Genomic DNA, 20,222 nt, shown 5'->3' with positions numbered 1-20,222 from the left:
GGTCAGCCTCCGTTGCGACGGGGGTCGCGGGTGTCGTTGAACCGGGTTCCGGCGAGGGTCGCCGCCAGCACCAGGAACAGGATCGCCAGGGACGGGAAGAGCGTCTGCCACCAGGCGATCGCGATCGTGCCGCTGCGCTGGGCGTTGAGCAGGATGCGTCCCCAGGACCAGGCGTCCGGGTCGCCGAGCCCGAGGAAGCTCAGGCCGGCCTCGGAGATCACCGCCCGGGAGGCGGTGAGCAGCACGCTGACCACCATCAGCGAGACGACGGCGGGCAGGATCTCCCGGGTGACGATCCGCCAGCCGGTGGCGCCGAGCACCCGCGCACCGTCGATGTAGGGCATCGCGCTGATCACCAGGCCCTGTGACCGGATCAGCCGGGCCACCTCGGGCCAGGCGAAGAACCCGATGATCAGGGTCAGCGTCGTGACGCTCGGGCTCACCACCGCCGCCAGCATGATCATCAGCGGCAGGGTGGGCAGCGCCAGCATCACGTCGGTGATCACCGTGGCGACCGCGTCGAACGGCCGGAAGTACGCCGCGGCCAGCCCGATCGCGGTGCCCAGCACGATGGCGAGCAGCGAGGCGGCCAGGCCGATCACCATGCTGGTCCGGGTGCCCCAGACCACCTGGGCGAAGATGTCCTGCCCGAGGTCGTCGGTGCCGAACCAGTGCGCCCCGGAGGGCGGTTGCAGCACGTCCGCGCCGGCGCCGGCGGGCTCGTCGGCGATCAGCGGCGCGAAGACCGCCAGCACCGCCATCACGAGCAGCACCAGCACCGACAACGCCACGACGGGCTGACGCAGGTAGCCGGAGAGGAAGGACCGCCTGGGCGCGGCCGGGGCCGGCGGGAGCGCCTGCTCGGTCAGCACGGGGGCACTCACGGCACCCTCCCTTCGGTGGTGGCGGCGAACGGATCCGGGCGACGCGCCGGGACGCGGCGCGCGCTCACAGCCGGATCCGGGGGTTGAGGACCGCGTAGAGCATGTCGGTCAGGGCGTTGGCGATCACCACGGTGACGGCGAGCATGATGAACGCCCCCTGGATCACCGGGTAGTCCTGCTGCCCGACCGCCTCGTAGATCAGCCGGCCGACCCCGGGGTAGGCGAAGACCGTCTCGGTCAGCACCGCGCCGCCGACCAGGGTGCCCAGTTGCAGGCCCATCAGGGTCAGTGCCGGCAGGATCGCGTTGCGCAGGCCGTGCTTCCACACCCGACGCCGGGCCGAGAGACCACGCGCCTGCGCGGCGCGGATGTAGTCCTCACCGAGGACCTCGATCATGTTGGTACGGAGGGTCAGCGCGTACGGGCCGAGCTGCACCAGGACCAGGGAGAGCACCGGCAGCACCAGGTGGTGTGCCAGGCTCAGGTAGGCCGCCGCGCCCCGGGTGTCCGGGTCGATCGCCCCGCCGATCGGAAACCAGCCGAGCTGGGCGCCGAAGAAGACCAGCAGCAGGATCGCGACGCTCGGCACGAACAGCGCGTTGGCGCTGATCCCGAAGCCCTGCAACGCGCGGTCGAGCCACTTGCCGCGGTTGACCGCGGCGGCCACGCCGATCGGGATGCCGACGGCGACGGTCAGGACGAACGCGCTGCCGGCCAGCAGCAACGTCCAGGGAAGCCGGTCGAGGATGATGTCGGTGACCGGCTGGATCTGACGGAACGAGATGCCCAGGTTGCCCTGGACCAGCTCGCGCAGGTACGACACGTACTGCTCCCACAGCGGACGGTCCAGGCCGTACGTCTTGAGCAGCGCCGCCTGCATCTCCGGTGTCATGTCGCCCTCGACCATGAGGGTCGTGGGGTCCCCCGGCAGGAGCCGGAGCAGAAAGAACGTCGAAGTGATCGCGATCCACACGGTCAGGACGGCCTTCAGTGCCCGGCTGAGCACGAAACGCGCCACGGGGGACCCCTCCTCTCCTCTGGTTGGGTGGGTTACTTGACCGGGGTGACCTGGGCCAGCGAGTACGCGGTGACCATGCCGAGCAGGTCCGACGGCGACGGGACGAAGCCGGTGAACTTGCTGGCGTTGTAGGCGAACTGGAAGTTCTCCACGTACAGCGGGGTCAGGTACGCCTGCTCGTGCACGACCTTGTCAATGTTCTTGATCTTGGTCTTGAACGCCTCCACGTCGGTGGTGCCGGCCGCGTCGTTGATCAGCGCGTCCATCTCCGCCGACTCGAGCAGGTTGTAGTTGATGCCACCCGGGTTGCTGGACAGGTAGGTGCTGCGCAGCTGGTCCATCGGGTTGTCGAAGACACCCCACTGCGAGGCGTCGATGTCGTACTCGCCGTTCTTGGTGCGGGTGAGGAAGGTGTTCCGCTCCACGCACTCGTTCTCCAGCTTCACGCCGGCCTTGGCCGCGCTCTCCCGGAACAGCTGCACGACCCGGGTGATGTTGGCGTTGGACTGGTCGCACGCCACGCCGAACTTCAGCTCGTCGAAGAAGCCGTCGTTGTTGGCGTCCTTGTAGCCGGCCGCGCTCAGCTTGGCCTTCGCGCCCTCCGGGTCGAACGGGTACGGCTGCAGCTCGGTGTTGTCGTACTCGGAGAAGATCGGCGAGATCGGGCCGGCCATCTGCTGGCCGTCGCCCTGCAGCACGGCCGAGATGATCGCCTTGGTGTCGACCGCCATCGACAGCGCCTGCCGGACGTCCTGGTCGGCGAGGTACTTGTTCTTCATGTTGTAGGTCAGGTGCGCGAAGCCGAGTGCGCCGACCTTCTTCAGCTTGATCTTGTCGTCGTTCTCGAAGGTCTTCGCCGCCGAGACCGGCACCGGGGTGCCCATCATGTCGATGTCGCCGTTGCGCAGCGCCAGCATCATGGTGTTCACGTCCGGGTAGACCCGGTACTCGACCTGGCTCACCGCGGCCTTGCCACCCGGCGCGAGCGGGTAGTGCTCGTTGCGCTTCATGACGTAGCGCTGGCCCTTGGTGATGCTGTCCAGGACGAACGGCCCGGCGCCGACCCAGTTGGAGTCGTTGGCGAACTTGGACAGGTCACCGGCCGGCTCGAAGACGTGCTTCGGCACGACCGACATCCAGAAGCCGACGCCCTCGGCGAACGGCGCGTACGGCTGCGAGAGCTTGAACTTCACAGTGGTCGCGTCCGGCGCCTCGACCGACTCGACCCAGGTCAGCTTCGCCGCGACGTTGCCGAGCTTGTACTTCATGATCGACTCGGCGGAGAACTTCACGTCCTCGGCGACCACCGGCTTGCCGTCGGTCCACTTGAAGTCGTCGCGCAGCACGAAGACGGCGGTCTTGCCGTCGTCCTCGTAGCGGTATTCCTTGGCCAGCTCGGGCGACTTCTTCGCGTTCTCGTCGATCCGCAGCAGGTGCGGGTACATCGCGTTGAGGATCCACGAGTCGGTCTTGCTCAACGACTGGAGCGGGTTGAAGTTGCTCACGTCGGTGGTGGTGCCGATCCGCAGCACCGAGTCCGACGACGAGCCGCTGGAGGAGGAGGTCTCCTCGTTCAGACCGCAGCCGGAGACACCGAGCGTGGCCGCCACGCCGAGCGCGACAGCGAGCCGCCACCGACCCTTGACTGTCTTGTTCACCAAACCTCCTGAAGAACCCGGATGATGTTGCCGCCGATGACCTTGGCGATCTCGTCGTCGGAGTAACCGTGCGTGACCAACCACCCGACGATGTTGCTGAAGCACTCCGCCGGGTTCTCCATGCCACTCACGTACGGAACCCGAGGGTGGTCCACCACTCCGTGGGCCTTTCCGATCGCCAGGTGCTGGGTAAAGCTGTCGTGCAGTCCGACGTGGTCACCGAAATTGGTGTCCGGGCCGAACGCGACGTGGTCGATGCCGACCAGTTCCACGCAGTAGGTGAAGTGGTCCATCACCGACTCGATCGAGTGGTGCGGGTGGTCGCCGGAGAGGGTGGTGTGCGGAGCGGCCTCGATGCCGATCACGCCACCCCGCTCGGCGCAGGCCCGGATCACCTCGTCCGGCTTCATCCGGGGGGTGTTCCAGACCGAGCGGGCGCCGGCGTGGGTGATGAACACCGGCACCCGGCTGGCCTCGATCACGTCCAGCGACGTCTGGTCGCCGGAGTGCGAGATGTCGATGGCGATCCCGAGCTTGTTCATCCGGTCCACCGCGCGCCGGCCGAAGTGGGTCAACCCGCCGTCGCGGTCCTCGGAGAGGCCGGAACCGAGCATGTTCGCCTGGCTGTACGCGATGCCCATCTGGCGTACGCCGAAGCCGTAGAGGATGTCGATCCGGTCCAGCTCGTTCTCGATCATCGTGGCTGCTTCCAGGCCGGCCACCAGGGCGATCTGCCCGTTGCGCTTGGCCTCGAAGATCTGTTCGAGCGTGGTCGCCACCACCACGTGGTCCTGCTTGGCGACGTCGGCGAAGCGCAGGCCGATGTCGTAGATGACGTCGTCCCACTTCCAGGCGTGCTCGCTGGTCACGCAGCCGGTGCCGTTCATGAAGTTGTCGAAGACCGCGGTCATGCCGGACCGGGCCAGGCCCTCGAACCCGAAGGAGTTGCGGCCGGTGCGGTTGTAGTCGCGCAACTGCGTCACGTCGGCCGGCAGGATCTTCGGGTGCTCGTGCAGCGAGATGGCCATGTGCTCGCGCAGCAGCCGGGAGACGCGGGCACGCTGGTCGTCGGTCAGGCCAAGGTCGTGTTCCGGCACCCGGCCGATCTGTGGCGCGAGCTCGAAGACCTTGTAGTCCACATGCGGCACCAGGTAGTCGAAGGACCGGTATCCGGCGTAGCGGGGGGCGGGTTCCTGCACTGGTCTACTCACCTCGTCAGCTAGAGGCATGAGGAGTGAGGTCTGACCTCATGCCTCGTGGAACGTACCGAGCGCAAGCACGGCACAGGAATACCTCGTGACCTTTCCGTTACCGGAATCGGGGAACATTCCCGCAGGTCGGGACCGGGCTCCGGCAAGCAGGCCGAGCAACTGAGCCGGCCCCGGCCGAATGCACGAGGCGATCGGGCCGAACGGCGGACCGCGCCTCGATCACCCCCAGTGGTCAGACCACTCGACGGCGAAATGCACGCCGACTGCGCGGCAATGGTGAACCAAGGGGTTCAGTGTTGTACGGTGAACCATGTGGTTCAGCAAGAGACGCTCGACCGGGTCTTCGCCAGCCTGGCCGACCCCACCCGACGCGACATCCTGATCCGGCTCGGCACGGGTCCGGCCACCATCAGCGAGCTCACCGGGCCCACCGGGATGAGCCTCACCGGCATGCGCAAGCACGTCCGCGCGCTGGAGGACGCCGGTCTCGTGGTGACGCAGAAGGTCGGCCGGTCCCGGCAGTGCCGGCTCAGCGAGGCCCCGCTGGACACGGCGATGGCCTGGATCAGCTTCTACCGGCGCCTCTGGGCACGCCGCCTGGACGGCCTCGACGCCTATCTCACTCTCACCACGGAGGACCGTGATCATGACGCTCCAGATCCACCTGACCCGACAGCTTCCGGGCACGCCTGAGGAGGCGTTCGACGCATACACCGACGCCGGCAAACAGAAGATCTGGTTCGGCATCCTGGACGAGGAGCCGGGCATCGTGGAGATCGACGTCGACCTGCGGGTCGGCGGGAAGCAGACAGCCGTCTGGGGGCCCTCCCCCGACATGCTGTTCCGCGAGACCCAGACGTTCCTGGAGATCGACCGCCCGCACCGCCTGGTCACCGAGTCCTCCGGCAGCAGCCCGGACGGCGAGACGATGACCACCCGCGTCGAGGTCACCTTCGAGGAGAAGGACGGCGGCACGCTGATGACCGTGACGCAGAGCGGCTTCCCGGCCCCGGAGCTGCGCGACTTCTTCGCCACCGAGGTGTGGACCGGGGCGTTCGCCCGCATCGAGGCGTACCTGACGCGGGAGCGCGGGACGCTGCCCTCGCCCGACTGACCGGCCGAGCCGTCACGGATTGTGGTCGGGTAGACAGCGCCGGATCCCGCTTTTTGCCGACACCGCGTTGATAAGATCGCGACATGGTGTCGACAAACATGAGAGGTGGCGGCTGATGTTCCTGGCCATTCGTGAGCTGGGGTTCGCGCGGCTGCGATTCGCCCTGATGGGAGCCGTGATCGTGCTGATCTCGGTGCTGATGGTGATGCTGTCCGGCCTGTCCGTCGGGCTGGTCCGCGACGGCGTCTCCGGGCTGCAGAACCTTCCGGTCACCTCGTTCGCGTTCGCCCACGGCGTGCAGCACGACTCGGCGTTCTCGCGCAGCGTGGTGGACGCCTCGACGGTGGACACCTGGCGCGAGCAGCCCGGGGTGGCGGAGGCGACCCCGTTCGGCAACACGCTCATCAACGGGCGTACCGACCGGGGCACCGAGGTCGACCTGGCGCTGTTCGGCGTCGAGACCGACTCGTTCCTGTCGCCCGCGGTCAGCGAGGGCGACCGGCTCGGTCCGGCGGACGGGATCGTGGTGAGCCCCACCGCGATCGACGCGGGCCTGCGCGTCGGCGACACCGTGACGGTGGACCGGCTCGGCACGAAGCTGCGGGTCGTCGGCGTCACCGAGCAGCAGGACACCTTCGGCCACGTCGACGTGGCGTACGTGCCGCTGGCCACCTGGCAGGCGGTCAAGTCCGGCACGCCGGCCGGCACGCAGGTGTCGGCACAGGCCACCCAGGAGATCACCGCCGTCGCGGTCCGCGCGGCCGACGGCGACTCGGTGGACCTGGCCGCGGGCGACAAGGCCGCCGGCACGGAGAGCCTGACGCTGGAGGAGTCCTACGGCGCCTCGCCGGGCTACACCGCCGAGACGACGACGCTCCAGCTGATCCAGGGCTTCCTCTACGCGATCTCGGCGCTCGTGGCCGGCGCGTTCTTCGCGGTCTGGGCGATCCAGCGCAAGCAGGAGGTCGCCGTGCTGCGGGCGCTGGGCGCCTCGACCGGCTGGGTGCTGCGCGACGCCCTCACCCAGGCGCTGATCCTGCTGGCCCTCGCCATCGCCGTCGGCATGGGGATCGGACTCGGCCTCGGCGCGCTGATCTCCGGCGGCAACGTGCCGTTCGCGCTGCACCCGCAGAGCATCGCCGCCGCCGCGGCCGGACTGCTCGTGCTCGGCCTGGTCGGCGCGGCAGCCGCCGTCGTCCGCCTCACCTCCATCGACCCGGCGACCGCCCTGGGAGGCAACCGATGAGCAGCCGGACCACAGCATCCCCCTCGACGACGGGCACCGCGCCGGCCGACCTCGGCCTGGTCATGCGCGGCGTGCACCTGCGGCACGGCGACGGCGCGGAGACCGTGCACGCGCTCGACAACGTGGACCTGACCGTCGCGCCGGGTGAGCTGGCCGCGATCGTCGGGCCGTCCGGCGCGGGCAAGTCCAGCCTGCTCGCCGTCGCCGGCGGGCTGGCCCGCCCCGATCAGGGCGCCGTCACAGTGGCCGGCCACGACATGACCGTGTCCAGCCGCCGGGCGCGCACCGAGCTTCGCCGCCGGCACGTCGGGTTCGTGTTCCAGTCGGGCAACCTGCTGCCCGCGCTGACCGCCGCCGACCAGCTGCGCCTGCCGCTGCGACTGGGCGGGCGGCGGGACCGCGCCGGACGCGACCCGCTGGAGATGCTCGCGCACGTCGGCCTGGCCGGTAAGGCCGACCGCCGGCCGCACCAGCTCTCCGGCGGCGAGCGCCAGCGCGTCGGCATCGCCCGGGCGCTGATGACACAGCCGTCCGTGCTGCTGGTGGACGAACCGACAGCGGCGCTGGACCGGGCCCGCAGCCACGACATCGTCCAGCTGCTCGCCCAGGAGGCACGGGAGCGGTCGGTGGCGGTGGTCATGGTCACTCACGATCACGACGTGCTGCAGTACTGTGACACCGTCTACGAGATGATCGACGGCAAGCTCGCCACGAGCAGCTGACCGCGACGGCAGGGCGCGACGCGGACCCGGTGCGCGCACCGGAGACTTGGAGGTTGGCGTGCCGAAGATCCAGGCCTCAACCGTCGTCGAGCACCGGGCCGCCCAGCGGGCGGCGCTGCTCGACGCCGCCCGCGCCCTGCTCTCGCAACACCCGGACCAGATCCCCAGCCTCGCCGACGTGGCGCGGCACGCCGGCCTGGCCCGGTCCAGCGCGTACTCCTACTTCAAGTCGCGCACCGACATGTTCGACGTGCTCGTCGCCGACACCTTTCCGCGGTGGTCGGCCTTCGTCGAGAACCGGATGGCCGAGGCCCGCACGCCCGGGTCGCGGATCCTGGCGTACGTCGAGGCCAACCTGCAACTGGTTGCCCGGGGCGACCACGCGCTGGCCCGGGCGATGGCGACAGTCGGCAACAGCGAGGTGCTCGCGACCTCCAGCCGCCTCCTGCACGACAGCCTCGAGGCGCCGCTGCGCGCCGCTCTCGCCGACCACGGGGCGAGCGACCCGAACCGGATGGCCGAGGTCATCCAGTCGATCGTCTACGCCCTCAGCCGCATGATCGAGAACGGCCTCGACCTTCCCTCGGCCACCGGCCTCGCCCGCGAGCTGCTCACGCCGTACGTGCGCCCCGCCGCTGCCTGACCCCCGCCACCGCCGGCACGTCCCACCCGGCCGCCTCGCGGCGAGCGTCCCTCCGAACCGGACAGCGCCGACCCGGCCGACCGAACGATCGAAGCGGACCGCCGGCCGGTCGCCGGGCGGCGGCACTGTCATCTCCCGTGGCCGCCCGAACGATCGAGCCACGAATCGACGAACCTTGCCCGCTTGCGTTCCGCCTAGTGGAACAGCAGGTCAGAGGCAGTACGGTTCGGTAAGTTACTGATCAGTAGCCTGTTGACGGAGACCGGCGTCACCCCTACCGTTCCACTCAATCGAACGGCGTACGGTTCAACCGAACGCTCTCGGCCATGCCGAGTGCGGCCCGAAACAGGAAGTCCGAGGCATGCCTGACGACAAGCTTCTCGCTCTTCTCTCCCCCACCCGGCTCGGTCGTCTCACACTGCGGAACCGGGTCTTCGTCCCCGGTCACACCACCAACTTCGGACTGAACAACGTGCCCACCGGGCGCCACGTGGCCTACCACGCGGAGCGCGCCCGGGGCGGCGTCGGCCTGATCATCACCGAGGCGATCCGCGTGCACCCCACGAGCGCGGGCCGCAGCATCAGCCTCGGCAGCTTCGACGACTCGTCGATCCCGGCGTACGCGGCGGTGACCGAGGCCGTGCACGAGCACGGCGCACGCATCTTCGCCCAGATCATGCACGCCGGCCGGCAGGCGAACGGGGACGCGACCCGCACCGCCGCCTGGTCCTCGTCACCGGTGCCGTGGGCGGCCGGCTCACACGTGCCGCACGCGATGGGACGCCGGGACATCGCCGTCGTCGTCGAGGCGTTCGCCGCCGCCGCCCGGCGGATGCGTGATGCCGGCTTCGACGGCCTGGAGGTGCACGCCGGCCACGGCCACCTGCTGCAGCAGTTCCTCTCGCCGCACACCAACACCCGCGCCGACTCCTACGGCGGCAGCCTCGACACCCGGATGCGGCTGACCCGTGAGGTGCTCACCGCGGTGCTGGCCGCCGCGCCGGACCTGCCCGTCGGACTGCGGGTCAGCGCCGACGAGTTCCTGCCCGGCGGTCTCGACCCGGCCGCGGTGCTGGAGATCGTCGGCAAGCTGCGCGCCGACTTCCCGCTCGCCTACGTGCACGTCAGCCACTCCGCCTACCACGGCAGCTGGTCGCTCGCGACGCAGATGGCGGACATGAGCTTCGGCCACGCCCCGTTCCGGCACCACGCGGCGCTGTTCAAGCAGGAGTTCCCGGACCTGCCGGTGCTCGCGGTGTGCCGGCTGGACAGCCTGCCGGAGGCCGCCGAGCTCGTCGCCGCCGGCGAGGCCGACCTGGTCGGCCTGGCCCGCCCGCACATCGCCGACCCGCACCTGGTCCGCAAGGCCGAGCAGGGCCGCCAGCACGAGGTACGCGCCTGCCTCGCCTGCAACCAGGGCTGCATCGGCCGGCTGGAGACCAGCCTGCCGATCTCCTGCGTGGTCAACCCGGAGGTCGGCGCCGAGCGGGAATGGGCGCAGGCCTGGCCGGAGCTGCCCGGACCGTCCGGCGCGCGGAAGGTCCTCGTCGTCGGTGGCGGCCCGGCCGGCCTGGAGGCCGCCCTCTCCGCCCACCGGGCCGGGCACCAGGTGTCGGTGGTCGAGGCGCGCGGGCACCTCGGCGGGCAGGTGGAACTGGCCGCGCGCGTACCCGGACGGGAACGGCTCGGCCTGCTCACCCGCGACCTGGCCCGCGACGTCGAGGCCGCCGGCATCCCGGTACGCCTCGACCACCGCATCGGCGTCGAGGACGTGCTGGCCGGCGGCTACCAGGACGTCGTCCTGGCCACCGGCTCCCGGCCCACCCGGCGGGAGCTGCCCGGCGGCCCGCCGGTGATCGACATCTGGCAGGCCGTCGACGCGCTGAGCGACCCCGACTTCCGGCCGACCGGCGCCGTCGTCGTGCTCGACGACGAGGGCACCTGGGCCGCCGCCTCGGTGGCCGAAGGGCTGGCCCGGCGCGGCGCCCGCGTCCACCTGGTCTCCCCCACCGCCTCGGTGAGCGCCAAGATCACCACGTACTCGCGGCTGGCGCTGCTCAAGCGCTTCGCGGACCTGGGGATCGCGGTGCACCCGATGCGCACGGCGCGCCCGGCGGGCGCCGACGCGGTCGCCCTGGGCGGTCCGCTCGCCGGCGCCGACACCCTCGTCGAGGGCGTCACCACAGTCGTCGACGCCGGCTCGCCGCAGGCCGCCGACGAGTTGTACCGGCAGCTCGACGCGCTGCCCGACGGTCCCCGGATCCACGTCGTCGGCGACGCGAACGCCCCCCGCACGGCCTTCGAGGCCGTCTACGAGGGACGCATGGCGGGTGCGTTCCTCGGCCGCTACGACACCGCGTCCGCAGATCGCGTGCGGTACGCCCACTGACCCGTCCATCCCGGTCGCGGCCCGCCGCGGACCGGTCCTCCCCCACCTGAAGAGGAGACACGCATGCTGGACATCGAGGAGCGCCTCACCCTGGATGAGCGTTCCGCCGTGGACTTCGTCCTCGGCCTGCGCAAGCGCTGGGCGGACACCGTCTACCCGGCGCTGCGCGAGGAGTACGGCGCCACCGGCGCGGCGGCCACCACGGTCGGCGACGCGAGCCAGGTGCTGCGCGGCCTTCCGCTCTACCCGTGGTTCAGCCACCTGGAGCGGGTGCAGCAGAAGATGCTGTGGAAGGTCGCCGGCGACGCGGTGCTCAGCCGCCGCGAGGAGCTGACCGACCAGCTGACGTCGGTGCCCGAGCAGCCGAAGGGCTCGCTGGAGCTGAACCCCGACCTGGAACTGCCCGACTGGTACACCGACTACGACATCCACATCCAGCCCGGCAGCTTCTTCTCCGACGACATGTCGGCCTACGTGTACGAGTTCGGGGCGCGCATCGTCATGCTGCGCGACAACGACGGCTACAAGTTCCACACGCTGTTCGCCAAGACCGCCCTGCCCGAGCTGCCCGCGGCGACCCGGATCGTCGACATCGGATGCGGCTTCGGCAAGAGCACCCGGCCGCTGCCCGCGAAGTACCCGACCGCGCAGGTGATCGGCGTGGACCTGGCCGCGCCGGGTCTGCGGCTGGCCCACGCCGAGGCCGAGGCGACCGGGCTAGCGATCGACTACCGGCAGGCCGACGGCCGGGCCACCGGCATCGAGTCGGGCAGCTGCGACGTGGTCACCGGCACGATGGTGCTGCACGAGATGCCGGCCACCGCGATCCGGGAAACGATCGTGGAGGCGGCGCGCCTGCTCAAGCCGGGCGGCTCGCTGCGCTTCCTGGAGTTCATGCTCACCGGCGACCCGCTGCGCGACGCCACCGTCTACGAGCACGCCGAGCGCAACAACGAGCCGTTCTTCCACGACCTGTTCGGCTCGGACCTGATCGAGGTCTGCGCCGAGGCGGGCCTGACCGACGTGTCGTGGACCCCGTTCGACGAGCGCCGCAACGGCGTCCAGCCGCAGGGCTGGGGCGACCGTCCCGAGTGGCACTTCCCCTGGGCCGTACTGGCCGCGACCAAGCCGGAGGCGTGATGAGCACCGAGTTCGACTACTTCGGAGACCCCAAGGTCGGCAAGCTGCTCGACCTGGTGCTGCAGCTCTCCACCGAGCTGCACGTGACCCGGCAGCGGGTACGTGTGGTCGAGGCGCTGCTGACCCGTTCCGGCGTGCTGACCGAGGGCGCCGTCGACGGGTTCGCCTCCACCGAGGAGGAGCAGCAGGTCCTCGACCGCGAGCGGGACGCGCTGCTGGCCCGCCTGATGCGCATCCTCACCGAGCACGGCCCCGCGGAGCACCCCCTGCGGGACCAGTGGGAGGCGGCGCTGAGCGAGAAGACCGGCTGATGAGCGCACCGGACGCGCCCGGGCTGATCGACAGCTACCTGCAGCTGTGTGAGGACCGCCGGCTCGACGAGGCCGGCGCGTTCCTCGCGCCGCAGGCCCGGCTGGTCTTCCCGGGCGGCCGGGAGTACTCCTCGCTGCGGGAGATGGCGGCCGCCTCGACCGGGACCTACCGGTGGGTGCGCAAGCACCGGGACCGCTACCTGGTGGGTGACGACAACGGGCGGGTCACCGTGACCTCGCTCGGGCGGCTGTACGGGGAGTGGCTCGACGGCACGCCGTTCGAGGACATCCGCTACGCGGACGTGTTCGTGCTCGACGGCGCGCTGATCGTCGAGCAGCACGTCTACAACGACCTGGCACTGGTCGCGTCGCTGCGCGACGCCTGAGGGCACTGGGGCGTCGCCGCGCGACGCCTGACGGCAACTGTCGCGTCGCGCCGCGACGCCTGATACCCCGCCTCCGCCGCCACGGCGGCGGAGGCGGTCTCCCCGACTCATGACGAGGTGTGTGCATATGAAACGGAAGTGGGCACTGCTCCCGGCGGCGCTGGCCGCCACGCTGGTTCTCTCCGCCTGCGGCGGCGGCTCCGACGACGAGGCCGGCGGCGAGGGCAAGGAGGCGAAGCTGACCATGGCCATCGCCTCGGCCGTGATCGGCCCGAAGGAGGAGGTGGCCGTCTACGCGGTCGCCAAGGAACTCGGCTACTTCGCCGAGGAGAAGCTGACCGTCGAGACGATCAACGCCGACGGCTCGGTCGCGGCCCTCCAGGCGGTCGCCTCCGGCAGCGGCGACATCACCCCCGCCGACGCCGGCTCGGCGCTCGGCGCGGTGGAGAAGAACGTGCCGATCAAGGCCATCGGCGGCCTGGTGCAGAACTGGCCGTGGGTGATGGCGGTGAAGCCGGACTCCCCGATCACCGGCGGCGCGGACCTGCGCGGCAAGAAGATCGGCGTGATCAGCCTTGCCTCCGGCTCGGCCCCGTACGCCCGCGCCTACGTCAAGGCCGCCGGCCTGGACCCGGCCAAGGACGTCGAGCTGCTGCCGGTGGGCGTCGGCGCGCAGGCCGCCGCCGCGCTCAACGACGGCAAGGTCGACATGCTGGCGCTCTACACCCAGGCGTACGCGGTCATCGAGAACGCCGGCACCCAGCTGAAGTACCTGACCAACCCGGACGTGTTCACCGGCATCCGGTCGCTCACCTTCAGCGTCGGCGCCCGTGACTTCGACGCCAAGAAGGACTCGTACGAGCGGTTCCTGCGCGCGGCGTACAAGGCGATGCTCTTCTCGGCCAAGAACCCCGAGGCCGCCATGAAGATCGGCTACAAGGTCTTCCCGCAGATCCTCGCCGGCAAGTCCGCCGACGAGCGGCTCAAGGCGGACACCGAGAGCCTCGCCGCGTGGCTGAAGACGGCCACGCCGGCCAGCGGCGAGCCGGAGCAGTTCGGTGACTGGGGCGCGATCAGCGACGACGAGTGGGCGAAGACCCAGGCGTACACCAAGGAGGCCGGCCAGATCTCCGGTGACGTCGACCTGAAGAAGCTCTGGGACCCGAGCCTGCTCTCCGGCGCGAACAACTTCGACAAGGCCGCGGTGCTCAGCAAGGCCGCGAACTACACCGCCTAGCAGCGGACAGCGGAAGGGATTTCGATGGCCATCAAGGCGACGGCCCGCCGGGCGCAGACGCAGGCTCCGGCATCGGTGTCGGAAGACTCCTGGATCGAGATCGACGGGCTGGACAAGGAGTACCGGCCCCGGAAGTCGGCACCGACCCTGGCGTTGAGCGACATCAACCTGACGGTACGTCGCGGCGAGTTCATCTCGGTCGTGGGACCGTCCGGGTGCGGCAAGACCACGTTGCTGAAGATCCTCGCCGGGCTCAGCCCGAAGACCGGCGGCGCGGTACGGATCGCCGGGCGGGACGTGACGAAGCCCCTTCCCGAGGTCGGGATGGTGTTCCAGGCACCGACGCTGCTGCCCTGGCGCACCATCTTCGACAACGTGATGGTGCCGGCGGAGATCCAGCGACTGGATCCCCGCCGGCACCGGGAACGCGCGCAGCAACTGCTCGAGATGGTCGGTCTCAACGGCTTCGAGCAGAAGTACCCGCACGAGCTCAGCGGCGGTATGCAGCAGCGGGCCGGCATCTGCCGGGCGCTCGTGCACGACCCGGCGGTGCTGCTGATGGACGAGCCGTTCGGCGCGCTCGACGCGATGACCCGCGAGTACATGAACGTGGAGCTGCTGCGGATCTGGCAGGAGAGCAACCAGACGATCGTGCTGGTCACGCACTCCATCCCGGAGGCGGTCTTCCTCTCCGACCGGGTGGTGGTGCTCAGCCCGCGGCCGGGCCGCATCGCCGAGGTCATGGACATCGACCTGGAACGGCCGCGTGAGCTCGGCATCATGTCGTCCGACCGGGCCGGGGTCTATGTGGAACGGATCCGCCGACACTTCAACGCCGCCGGCGTAATCGACTGACGAGGGACAGCCATGGCAACAAGCAACCTGGTCCGCAAGCCGGCCCAGCCACCGGCGCCGTCCGCCCGGCCCGCCCGGCGCAAGTTCGACCTGCGGGAGAAGCCCCAGCTCTGGCTGGTCCCGACGGTCTTCGTCGTGGTCGTGCTGGCCTGGGAGTACGGCGTCCAGCTCCTCGGCGTGGACGAGTACGTCCTGCCGCTGCCGTCGAGCGTGGTCGAGTCGCTGTGGCAGCAGCTCGGCGACGACCAGTTCTGGGGTCACTTCTGGGTGACCACGCAGGAGGCGCTGCTCGGGTTCGTGATCGGCGTCGGCGCCGCCCTGGTGCTCGGCACGTTCATCTCCCAGATCAAGATCGTCGAAGCCACGCTGATGCCGTACATCGTGGCCTTCCAGACCGTGCCCAAGGTCGCCCTGGCCCCGCTGTTCGTGGTCTGGTTCGGTTTCGGCCTGACCAGCAAGGTGGTCATGGCCGCGGTGATCTCGTTCTTCCCGATGCTGGTGAACGTCATCGAGGGTCTGCGCGCGGCCGACGCCGACAAGATCCAGATGCTGACGGTGTTCGGCGCGAGCAAGGCGCAGATCTTCCGGATGGTGCGGCTGCCCAGCGCGCTGCCGTTCATCTTCGCCGGCCTGGACATCGGCATCGTCTTCGCCATCCTCGGCGCGGTCGTCGGCGAGTTCATCGGCGCCAAGGAGGGCCTGGGCTACCTGCTGCTGCAGACCAACTACAACTTCGACATCGCCGGCATGTTCGCCGTGCTGGTGGTGCTGTCGCTGATGGGTCTGGTGGCGCACTTCGTGATCCGGCTGCTGCAGAAGCGGCTGGCCTTCTGGGCCGAGGACACGAAGGTGATCGGCGCGTGACGGCAGTGGACGGGACCGCCGTCACGTGTTGGGGGCACCGGTCGGGCGTGCGCAACGCCCGCCCGGCCGGTGGCCGGACCGGAAAGGCAGGACACGCGACATGAACACCGACCCGAACCGGTTCGACGGCCGGGTGGCAGTGGTGACCGGGGCGGCCCGCGGCATCGGGGCCCGCATCGCGGCGACGCTCGCGCAGCGCGGGGCCACCGTGGCCCAGGCCGACCTGCTCGACGACTGGAGCGAGGCCGAGCTGTCCGGCGGCGCGCACACCCGGCACCGGGTCGACGTCCGGTCGGCCGGCTCCTGCGCCGCGCTGGTGGACGAGGTCCTCGACTCCCACGGCCGCCTGGACCTGCTGGTGAACAACGCCGGGATCGTCCGGCGCGGGCCGGCGGCCACGATGTCCGAGCAGGACTTCACCGACGTCCTGGACGTCAACCTCACCGGCACGTTCCGGATGTGCCAGGCCGCGTACCCGGCGCTGCGGCAGACGAGCGGCGCGGTGGTGAACATCGGCTCCACGAACGGGCACATCGCGGTGCTGAACACGCTCGGCTACTGCGTGAGCAAGGCCGGCGTGATGCACATGGCGCGCGTGCTGGCCCTGGAGTGGGCGCCCGACCGGATCCGGGTCAACGCGGTCGGACCGACCATCGTCCCCACCGACATGACCTCCGACGTACGTGGCGACGAGGCGTACCTCGCGGACAAGATGGCGAGCATCCCGCTGGGCCGGATGGCGCAGCCGCAGGACGTCGCCAACGCGGTCGCCTACCTGCTGAGCGACGCCGCCGCCATGACCACCGGCCAGACGATCTTCGTCGACGGCGGCGTCACCATCCACTGACTTCCCCCTCTCCGACCCCTTCTGTGAGGACCACCATGCCCAAACCGGATACCGCGGCCGCGCTGGCGGCCGTTGACGCCCACTTCGACGAGTTCGTCGAGGAGCTCCAGCAGCTGTGCCGCATCCGCAGCCGCCGCCAGGAGCCGGAGCAGATGGAGGCCACCGCCGAGTTCATCGCCGGATCGGTCCGCCGCTGGGGCGGCGAGGCCGAGATCATCCCGTGGGAGCAGTCGTACCCGTACGTGCTGGCCGAGGTGGCCGGCGAGGGCGACAAGGCGCTGCTGCACTTCACGCACTACGACGTGGAGGTCGAGCCGGCCGGTGACGACGCCGACTGGATCAGCCCGCCCTACGCGGCGGAGATCCACGACGGCCGGCTCTACGCCCGGGGCGTGGCCGACGACAAGGGCGTCATCATGTCCCGCATCCACGCGGCGGCGGCCTGGAAGCTCGCCGGGCTCACCCCGCCGGTGACCAACCGGATCATCTTCGAGGGCAAGAAGTGGCTGCACAGCCCGGGTCTGGGCTCGTTCGTGCAGGCGCACGCCGACCGGCTCGCCAGCGACGCGGCGCTGTGGGAGAACTCCTGGCTCGACGGCGAGGACCGGCTGCTGCTCAAGCTCGCCGAGAAGGGCGTGCTCTACCTGCGCCTCACCGCGCAGACCCTGCCGCGCGACCTGACCAGCCAGAACACCGCGCTGCTGCCGGCCGCCACGGCCCGGCTGGCCGCCGCCCTGGCGCAGCTGCAGCGGCCCGACGGCACCGTGACGATCCCCGGCTTCGCCGACGACGCACGGCCGCCGACGGACGAGGAGCGGGCGCTGCTGGAGAAGGTGGCGTTCGACGGGGACTTCCTGCGCAAGCGGGCCCAGGTCGACCGGTTCACCGGCGACCTGGACGACCAGGCCGCGGCGGTGGCCATCCGGACCGTGCCGACGCTCACGGTGGCCGGCATCGCCGGTGGCGACATGCGTGACGACGTGACGCTGGGCATCCCGTCGACCGCGTCGGCGAAGCTGGAGATCCGGCTGGTGCCGGGCCAGGACCCGGAGCGCGTCCTCGGCTGCGTGCGCGACCACCTGGCCGCGACCGGCTTCGGTGACCTGCGCATCGAGGTGATGGCGACCAGCCGGCCCAACCTCACCGACCACCGGGACCCGTTCGTCGCGCTCGTCGCGGACGCGGCCCGCCGGGTGTACGGGACCGAGCCGGTGATCGAGCCGTACACGCAGTGGATCGGCAACCAGGGCGTGATCGCCGACAGGCCCATCGTCGGCGTCGGCGTCTCCCGCGCGGACTCCGGTGTCGACGGCCCGAACGAGAACATCCGGCTGGACGACTACAAGGCCGGCATCAAGCACGTCATCGAGGTCATGGCGGCGCTGGCGGTGGCCGAGTGACCCGGGCCCGCGGCGTGGCCCGCCGCGCCTACGTCGACGTGCCGTGGGGTCAGGTGCACTACCGGCACGGCGGCGACGCCGACGCACCGGTGCTGCTGATCCTGCACCAGTCCCCGCTCTCCTCGGCCACCTACGACGCGGTCATCGAGCCGCTGGCCCGCCGCGGCCTGCGGGTGATCGCCCCGGACACGCCGGGCTTCGGGATGTCCGACGCCCCGCCGCGCCCGTGGTCCATCCCCGAGTACGCGGCCGGCGTGTGGCAGTTCGCCGACGCCCTCGGGCTGTCCAAGGTGCACCTGCTCGGGCAGCACACCGGCGCGATCGTCGGCGCGCAGGCGATGATGTCGGCGCCGGAGCGGGTGCACCGGCTGATCCTGCAGGGCATCCCGCTCTACGACGAGCAGGAGCGGGCGGAGAAGAAGCGGTCGTACGCGCCCGGCTACTCCCCGGACCGCGACGGCGGGCACCTGAAGGTGATCTGGGACCGGGTGTACGGCCTGTACCCGGCGCTGACCCCGGAGGAGGCGAACCGCCAGGTCACCGAGTACCTGCTGACCGGTCCGGACTACGCCACCGCGTACCGGGCGGTGTTCGACCACCACGTCGACACGGCCGCCCTGGACGCGCTGCCCATCGTGCTGCTGCACGGCGCCGACGACCTGCTGGACCGGATGACGCCGCAGGTGCGGGCCGCGCTGCCCAGCGCCGAGCTGGTCACCATCCCCGGCGGCACCGACTTCGTGGCCGACGAGCAGCCGGAGGCGTTCGCCGACGCGGTCGCCGCGCAGGTGCACGCGGACCTGGGAACGGAGGTGCCGGCATGAACGTCGGCACCCCGGCGTCCGAGGCGAAGGTCGTACCGGCGAACACCGTCTACACCGCGAAGGTGGAGGTGTCCGGCGGCCGGGGCGGAAGCGCCCGGTCGCTGACCGGGTCGCTGCGGGTCGACCTGACCCGTCCCGCCCAGCGGGGCCCGGACGCGCCCGGCACCGACCCGGAGGAGCTGTTCGCCGCCGGCTACGCCGCGTGCTTCGACAGCGCGCTCGCCGTCGCCGCCCGCCAGGCCGGCGTCAAGCCCGGCCCGACGACTGTCACCGCCTCGGTCTCCCTCGGGCAGACCGACGACGGCCGGTACGCGATCGCCGTGGTGCTGGACGTGTCCGCGCCGCAGTGCCCGCAGGCCGACCTGGAGCGCGCGGTGGAGCTGGCCGACCGGATGTGTCCGTACTCGAACGCCCTCCGGGGCAACACCGCGGTGGCGATCCGGGTAAATGGACACCGCTGACCTGACCCGGCCCGCGGCGGCCCGCCACCCGGCGGATCCGCCGCGGCCCGCCGGCCCGATGGCCCTGGCCGTCGGGCTCGGCGCGGTCTACCTGATCTGGGGCTCGACCTACCTGGGCAACCGGGTGGCCCTGGACAGCATTCCGCCGCTGGTGGCCACCTCGGCCCGGTTCCTGGCCGCGGCGCTGCTGCTGTTCGCGGTGGCGGCGCTGTGGCGGGGACCGGCGGGGCTGCTGCTGCCCCGGCGGCAGTGGACCGGGGTGGGTGCCAGCGGGCTGCTGATGGTCGGCGCCGGCAGCGCGCTGCTGGCGCTGGGCCAGCTGTACGTGCCGACGGGTCTGACCTCGCTGCTGGTGGCCGGGATGCCGCTGTGGGTGCTGGTGCTGCGGCTGGTGGTCGGTCCGCGGCCGTCCCCGCTGGCGGCCGTGGGCGTACTCGGCGGTGTGGTCGGGCTGGCGCTGCTGTTCGCGGTGCCGACGCAGGGGTGGCACCTCGGCGGGATGCTGCTGGTGGTGCTCTCCACGATGGTGTGGGCGCTGGGCTCGACGCTGTCGCAGCGGCTGCGCATGCCGGCCGACCACCTGGTCGGCACCGGCTGGCAGATGCTCGTGGGCGGTCTCGCGGTGGCGGTGGCCAGCGTGGTCAGCGGTGAGCTGAGCGGGTTCCGCCTGGCCGACGTGACGGGCCGGTCCTGGCTGGCGTGGACCTACCTGATGCTCGTGTCCACGGTGGTCGGCTTCAGCGTCTACACGTGGCTGCTGCGCAACGCGCCGATCCAGCTCGCGTCCACCTACGCGTACGTCAACCCGGTGGTGGCGGTCCTGCTCGGCATGATGGTGCTGGATGAGTCGTTGTCCGGACGTCAGGTGCTCGCCGGCGCCGTGGTGCTCGCCTCGGTGGCACTGGTGATCGCGCGGGAGCGACCCCGGCAGCCGGACGGCCTGCCGCCCGGGAAGACTCCGGTCGCGCCCGCCTGAGGCCCGGCGATCCCGCCCTACGTCGACAGTGGAGGA

General features: G+C 70.8%; 21 protein-coding genes. 17 read left to right on the top strand and 4 right to left on the bottom strand.

Going from position 1 to position 20,222, the window contains the following annotated elements:
- Nucleotides 1-2: 2 nt before the first annotated feature.
- The 4 genes from HA073_RS10135 to HA073_RS10120 form a co-directional block, all read right to left on the bottom strand.
- Nucleotides 3-884, bottom strand: coding sequence for an ABC transporter permease (locus tag HA073_RS10135; RefSeq protein ID WP_223200978.1), 882 nt, complete (start codon nt 882-884; stop codon nt 3-5).
- A gap of 64 nt (nt 885-948) precedes the next feature.
- A complete protein-coding gene (locus HA073_RS10130; protein WP_043323238.1) occupies nt 949-1,902 on the bottom strand; it encodes an ABC transporter permease in 954 nt (317 codons plus the stop codon).
- 32 nt (nt 1,903-1,934) lie between these two features.
- Complete coding sequence (locus HA073_RS10125) at nt 1,935-3,560, bottom strand: ABC transporter substrate-binding protein (protein WP_069088411.1); 1,626 nt, start codon at nt 3,558-3,560, stop codon at nt 1,935-1,937.
- Entirely contained in the window at nt 3,557-4,759 is a 1,203-nt protein-coding gene (locus HA073_RS10120; protein ID WP_043323232.1) for a dipeptidase, read from the bottom strand. The genes HA073_RS10125 and HA073_RS10120 overlap by 4 nt, the downstream gene beginning before the upstream one ends.
- Before the next feature lie 324 nt (nt 4,760-5,083).
- Between HA073_RS10120 and HA073_RS10115 the strand changes: the two genes are divergently transcribed.
- From HA073_RS10115 to HA073_RS10035, 17 genes are all read left to right on the top strand, one after another.
- The gene (locus HA073_RS10115; protein WP_176722809.1) at nt 5,084-5,464 is read left to right on the top strand and encodes a metalloregulator ArsR/SmtB family transcription factor; all 381 of its coding nucleotides are present in this window, start codon (nt 5,084-5,086) and stop codon (nt 5,462-5,464) included.
- Nucleotides 5,418-5,885: an SRPBCC domain-containing protein gene (locus tag HA073_RS10110; protein WP_166456227.1), complete on the top strand. Its 468-nt coding sequence runs from the start codon at nt 5,418-5,420 to the stop codon at nt 5,883-5,885. Before HA073_RS10115 ends, HA073_RS10110 begins: the two co-directional genes overlap by 47 nt.
- Nucleotides 5,886-6,000: 115 nt before the next feature.
- Complete coding sequence (locus tag HA073_RS10105) at nt 6,001-7,131, top strand: ABC transporter permease (protein WP_166456226.1); 1,131 nt, start codon at nt 6,001-6,003, stop codon at nt 7,129-7,131.
- Nucleotides 7,128-7,853, top strand: a complete 726-nt coding sequence (locus HA073_RS10100) for an ABC transporter ATP-binding protein (protein WP_069088408.1) — start codon at nt 7,128-7,130, stop codon at nt 7,851-7,853. The genes HA073_RS10105 and HA073_RS10100 overlap by 4 nt, the downstream gene beginning before the upstream one ends.
- Nucleotides 7,854-7,911: 58 nt before the next feature.
- Nucleotides 7,912-8,496: a TetR/AcrR family transcriptional regulator gene (locus HA073_RS10095; protein WP_104112866.1), complete on the top strand. Its 585-nt coding sequence runs from the start codon at nt 7,912-7,914 to the stop codon at nt 8,494-8,496.
- Between the two features lie 361 nt (nt 8,497-8,857).
- On the top strand, nt 8,858-10,885 hold the full coding sequence (locus tag HA073_RS10090; protein WP_166456225.1) for an FAD-dependent oxidoreductase: 2,028 nt from the start codon (nt 8,858-8,860) through the stop codon (nt 10,883-10,885).
- Between the two features lie 63 nt (nt 10,886-10,948).
- Nucleotides 10,949-12,025, top strand: coding sequence for a class I SAM-dependent methyltransferase (locus tag HA073_RS10085; protein WP_064445584.1), 1,077 nt, complete (start codon nt 10,949-10,951; stop codon nt 12,023-12,025).
- A complete protein-coding gene (locus HA073_RS10080; protein WP_064445583.1) occupies nt 12,025-12,336 on the top strand; it encodes a hypothetical protein in 312 nt (103 codons plus the stop codon). Before HA073_RS10085 ends, HA073_RS10080 begins: the two co-directional genes overlap by 1 nt.
- Entirely contained in the window at nt 12,336-12,722 is a 387-nt protein-coding gene (locus HA073_RS10075; protein ID WP_043323211.1) for a hypothetical protein, read from the top strand. The genes HA073_RS10080 and HA073_RS10075 overlap by 1 nt, the downstream gene beginning before the upstream one ends.
- A gap of 127 nt (nt 12,723-12,849) precedes the next feature.
- On the top strand, nt 12,850-13,959 hold the full coding sequence (locus tag HA073_RS10070; protein WP_043323209.1) for an ABC transporter substrate-binding protein: 1,110 nt from the start codon (nt 12,850-12,852) through the stop codon (nt 13,957-13,959).
- A gap of 75 nt (nt 13,960-14,034) precedes the next feature.
- Nucleotides 14,035-14,814, top strand: coding sequence for an ABC transporter ATP-binding protein (locus tag HA073_RS10065; protein ID WP_043330007.1), 780 nt, complete (start codon nt 14,035-14,037; stop codon nt 14,812-14,814).
- A 12-nt stretch (nt 14,815-14,826) separates the two neighbouring features.
- A complete protein-coding gene (locus HA073_RS10060) occupies nt 14,827-15,678 on the top strand; it encodes an ABC transporter permease (protein WP_043323208.1) in 852 nt (283 codons plus the stop codon).
- Between the two features lie 100 nt (nt 15,679-15,778).
- Complete coding sequence (locus HA073_RS10055) at nt 15,779-16,525, top strand: SDR family NAD(P)-dependent oxidoreductase (RefSeq protein WP_043323206.1); 747 nt, start codon at nt 15,779-15,781, stop codon at nt 16,523-16,525.
- Nucleotides 16,526-16,560: 35 nt separating this feature from the next.
- On the top strand, nt 16,561-17,925 hold the full coding sequence (locus tag HA073_RS10050; RefSeq protein ID WP_166456224.1) for a M20/M25/M40 family metallo-hydrolase: 1,365 nt from the start codon (nt 16,561-16,563) through the stop codon (nt 17,923-17,925).
- Nucleotides 17,922-18,749, top strand: a complete 828-nt coding sequence (locus HA073_RS10045) for an alpha/beta fold hydrolase (RefSeq protein WP_064445582.1) — start codon at nt 17,922-17,924, stop codon at nt 18,747-18,749. Before HA073_RS10050 ends, HA073_RS10045 begins: the two co-directional genes overlap by 4 nt.
- The gene (locus HA073_RS10040) at nt 18,746-19,210 is read left to right on the top strand and encodes an Ohr family peroxiredoxin (RefSeq protein ID WP_043323200.1); all 465 of its coding nucleotides are present in this window, start codon (nt 18,746-18,748) and stop codon (nt 19,208-19,210) included. Before HA073_RS10045 ends, HA073_RS10040 begins: the two co-directional genes overlap by 4 nt.
- The gene (locus tag HA073_RS10035) at nt 19,197-20,186 is read left to right on the top strand and encodes an EamA family transporter (protein ID WP_069088405.1); all 990 of its coding nucleotides are present in this window, start codon (nt 19,197-19,199) and stop codon (nt 20,184-20,186) included. The genes HA073_RS10040 and HA073_RS10035 overlap by 14 nt, the downstream gene beginning before the upstream one ends.
- The last annotated feature ends 36 nt before the right edge of the window (nt 20,187-20,222 follow it).

Origin of the sequence: Micromonospora sp. CMU55-4, from assembly GCF_011602315.1 — a bacterium.
In the GTDB taxonomy this organism is placed as follows: domain Bacteria; phylum Actinomycetota; class Actinomycetes; order Mycobacteriales; family Micromonosporaceae; genus Micromonospora; species Micromonospora chalcea.
Note: the sequence above shows the minus strand (reverse complement) of the source record. Positions and strands in the feature narration are given on the sequence as shown.

Excerpts from the sequence above, each read along its gene's own strand:
- HA073_RS10110 (WP_166456227.1), top strand. The coding sequence starts at position 5,418 with ATGACGCTCCAGATCCACCTGACCCGACAGCTTCCGGGCACGCCTGAG.
- HA073_RS10105 (WP_166456226.1), top strand. The coding sequence starts at position 6,001 with ATGTTCCTGGCCATTCGTGAGCTGGGGTTCGCGCGGCTGCGATTCGCC.
- HA073_RS10100 (WP_069088408.1), top strand. The coding sequence starts at position 7,128 with ATGAGCAGCCGGACCACAGCATCCCCCTCGACGACGGGCACCGCGCCG.
- HA073_RS10090 (WP_166456225.1), top strand. The coding sequence starts at position 8,858 with ATGCCTGACGACAAGCTTCTCGCTCTTCTCTCCCCCACCCGGCTCGGT.
- HA073_RS10085 (WP_064445584.1), top strand. The coding sequence starts at position 10,949 with ATGCTGGACATCGAGGAGCGCCTCACCCTGGATGAGCGTTCCGCCGTG.
- HA073_RS10080 (WP_064445583.1), top strand. The coding sequence starts at position 12,025 with ATGAGCACCGAGTTCGACTACTTCGGAGACCCCAAGGTCGGCAAGCTG.
- HA073_RS10075 (WP_043323211.1), top strand. The coding sequence starts at position 12,336 with ATGAGCGCACCGGACGCGCCCGGGCTGATCGACAGCTACCTGCAGCTG.
- HA073_RS10070 (WP_043323209.1), top strand. The coding sequence starts at position 12,850 with ATGAAACGGAAGTGGGCACTGCTCCCGGCGGCGCTGGCCGCCACGCTG.
- HA073_RS10060 (WP_043323208.1), top strand. The coding sequence starts at position 14,827 with ATGGCAACAAGCAACCTGGTCCGCAAGCCGGCCCAGCCACCGGCGCCG.
- HA073_RS10055 (WP_043323206.1), top strand. The coding sequence starts at position 15,779 with ATGAACACCGACCCGAACCGGTTCGACGGCCGGGTGGCAGTGGTGACC.
- HA073_RS10050 (WP_166456224.1), top strand. The coding sequence starts at position 16,561 with ATGCCCAAACCGGATACCGCGGCCGCGCTGGCGGCCGTTGACGCCCAC.
- HA073_RS10040 (WP_043323200.1), top strand. The coding sequence starts at position 18,746 with ATGAACGTCGGCACCCCGGCGTCCGAGGCGAAGGTCGTACCGGCGAAC.
- HA073_RS10035 (WP_069088405.1), top strand. The coding sequence starts at position 19,197 with ATGGACACCGCTGACCTGACCCGGCCCGCGGCGGCCCGCCACCCGGCG.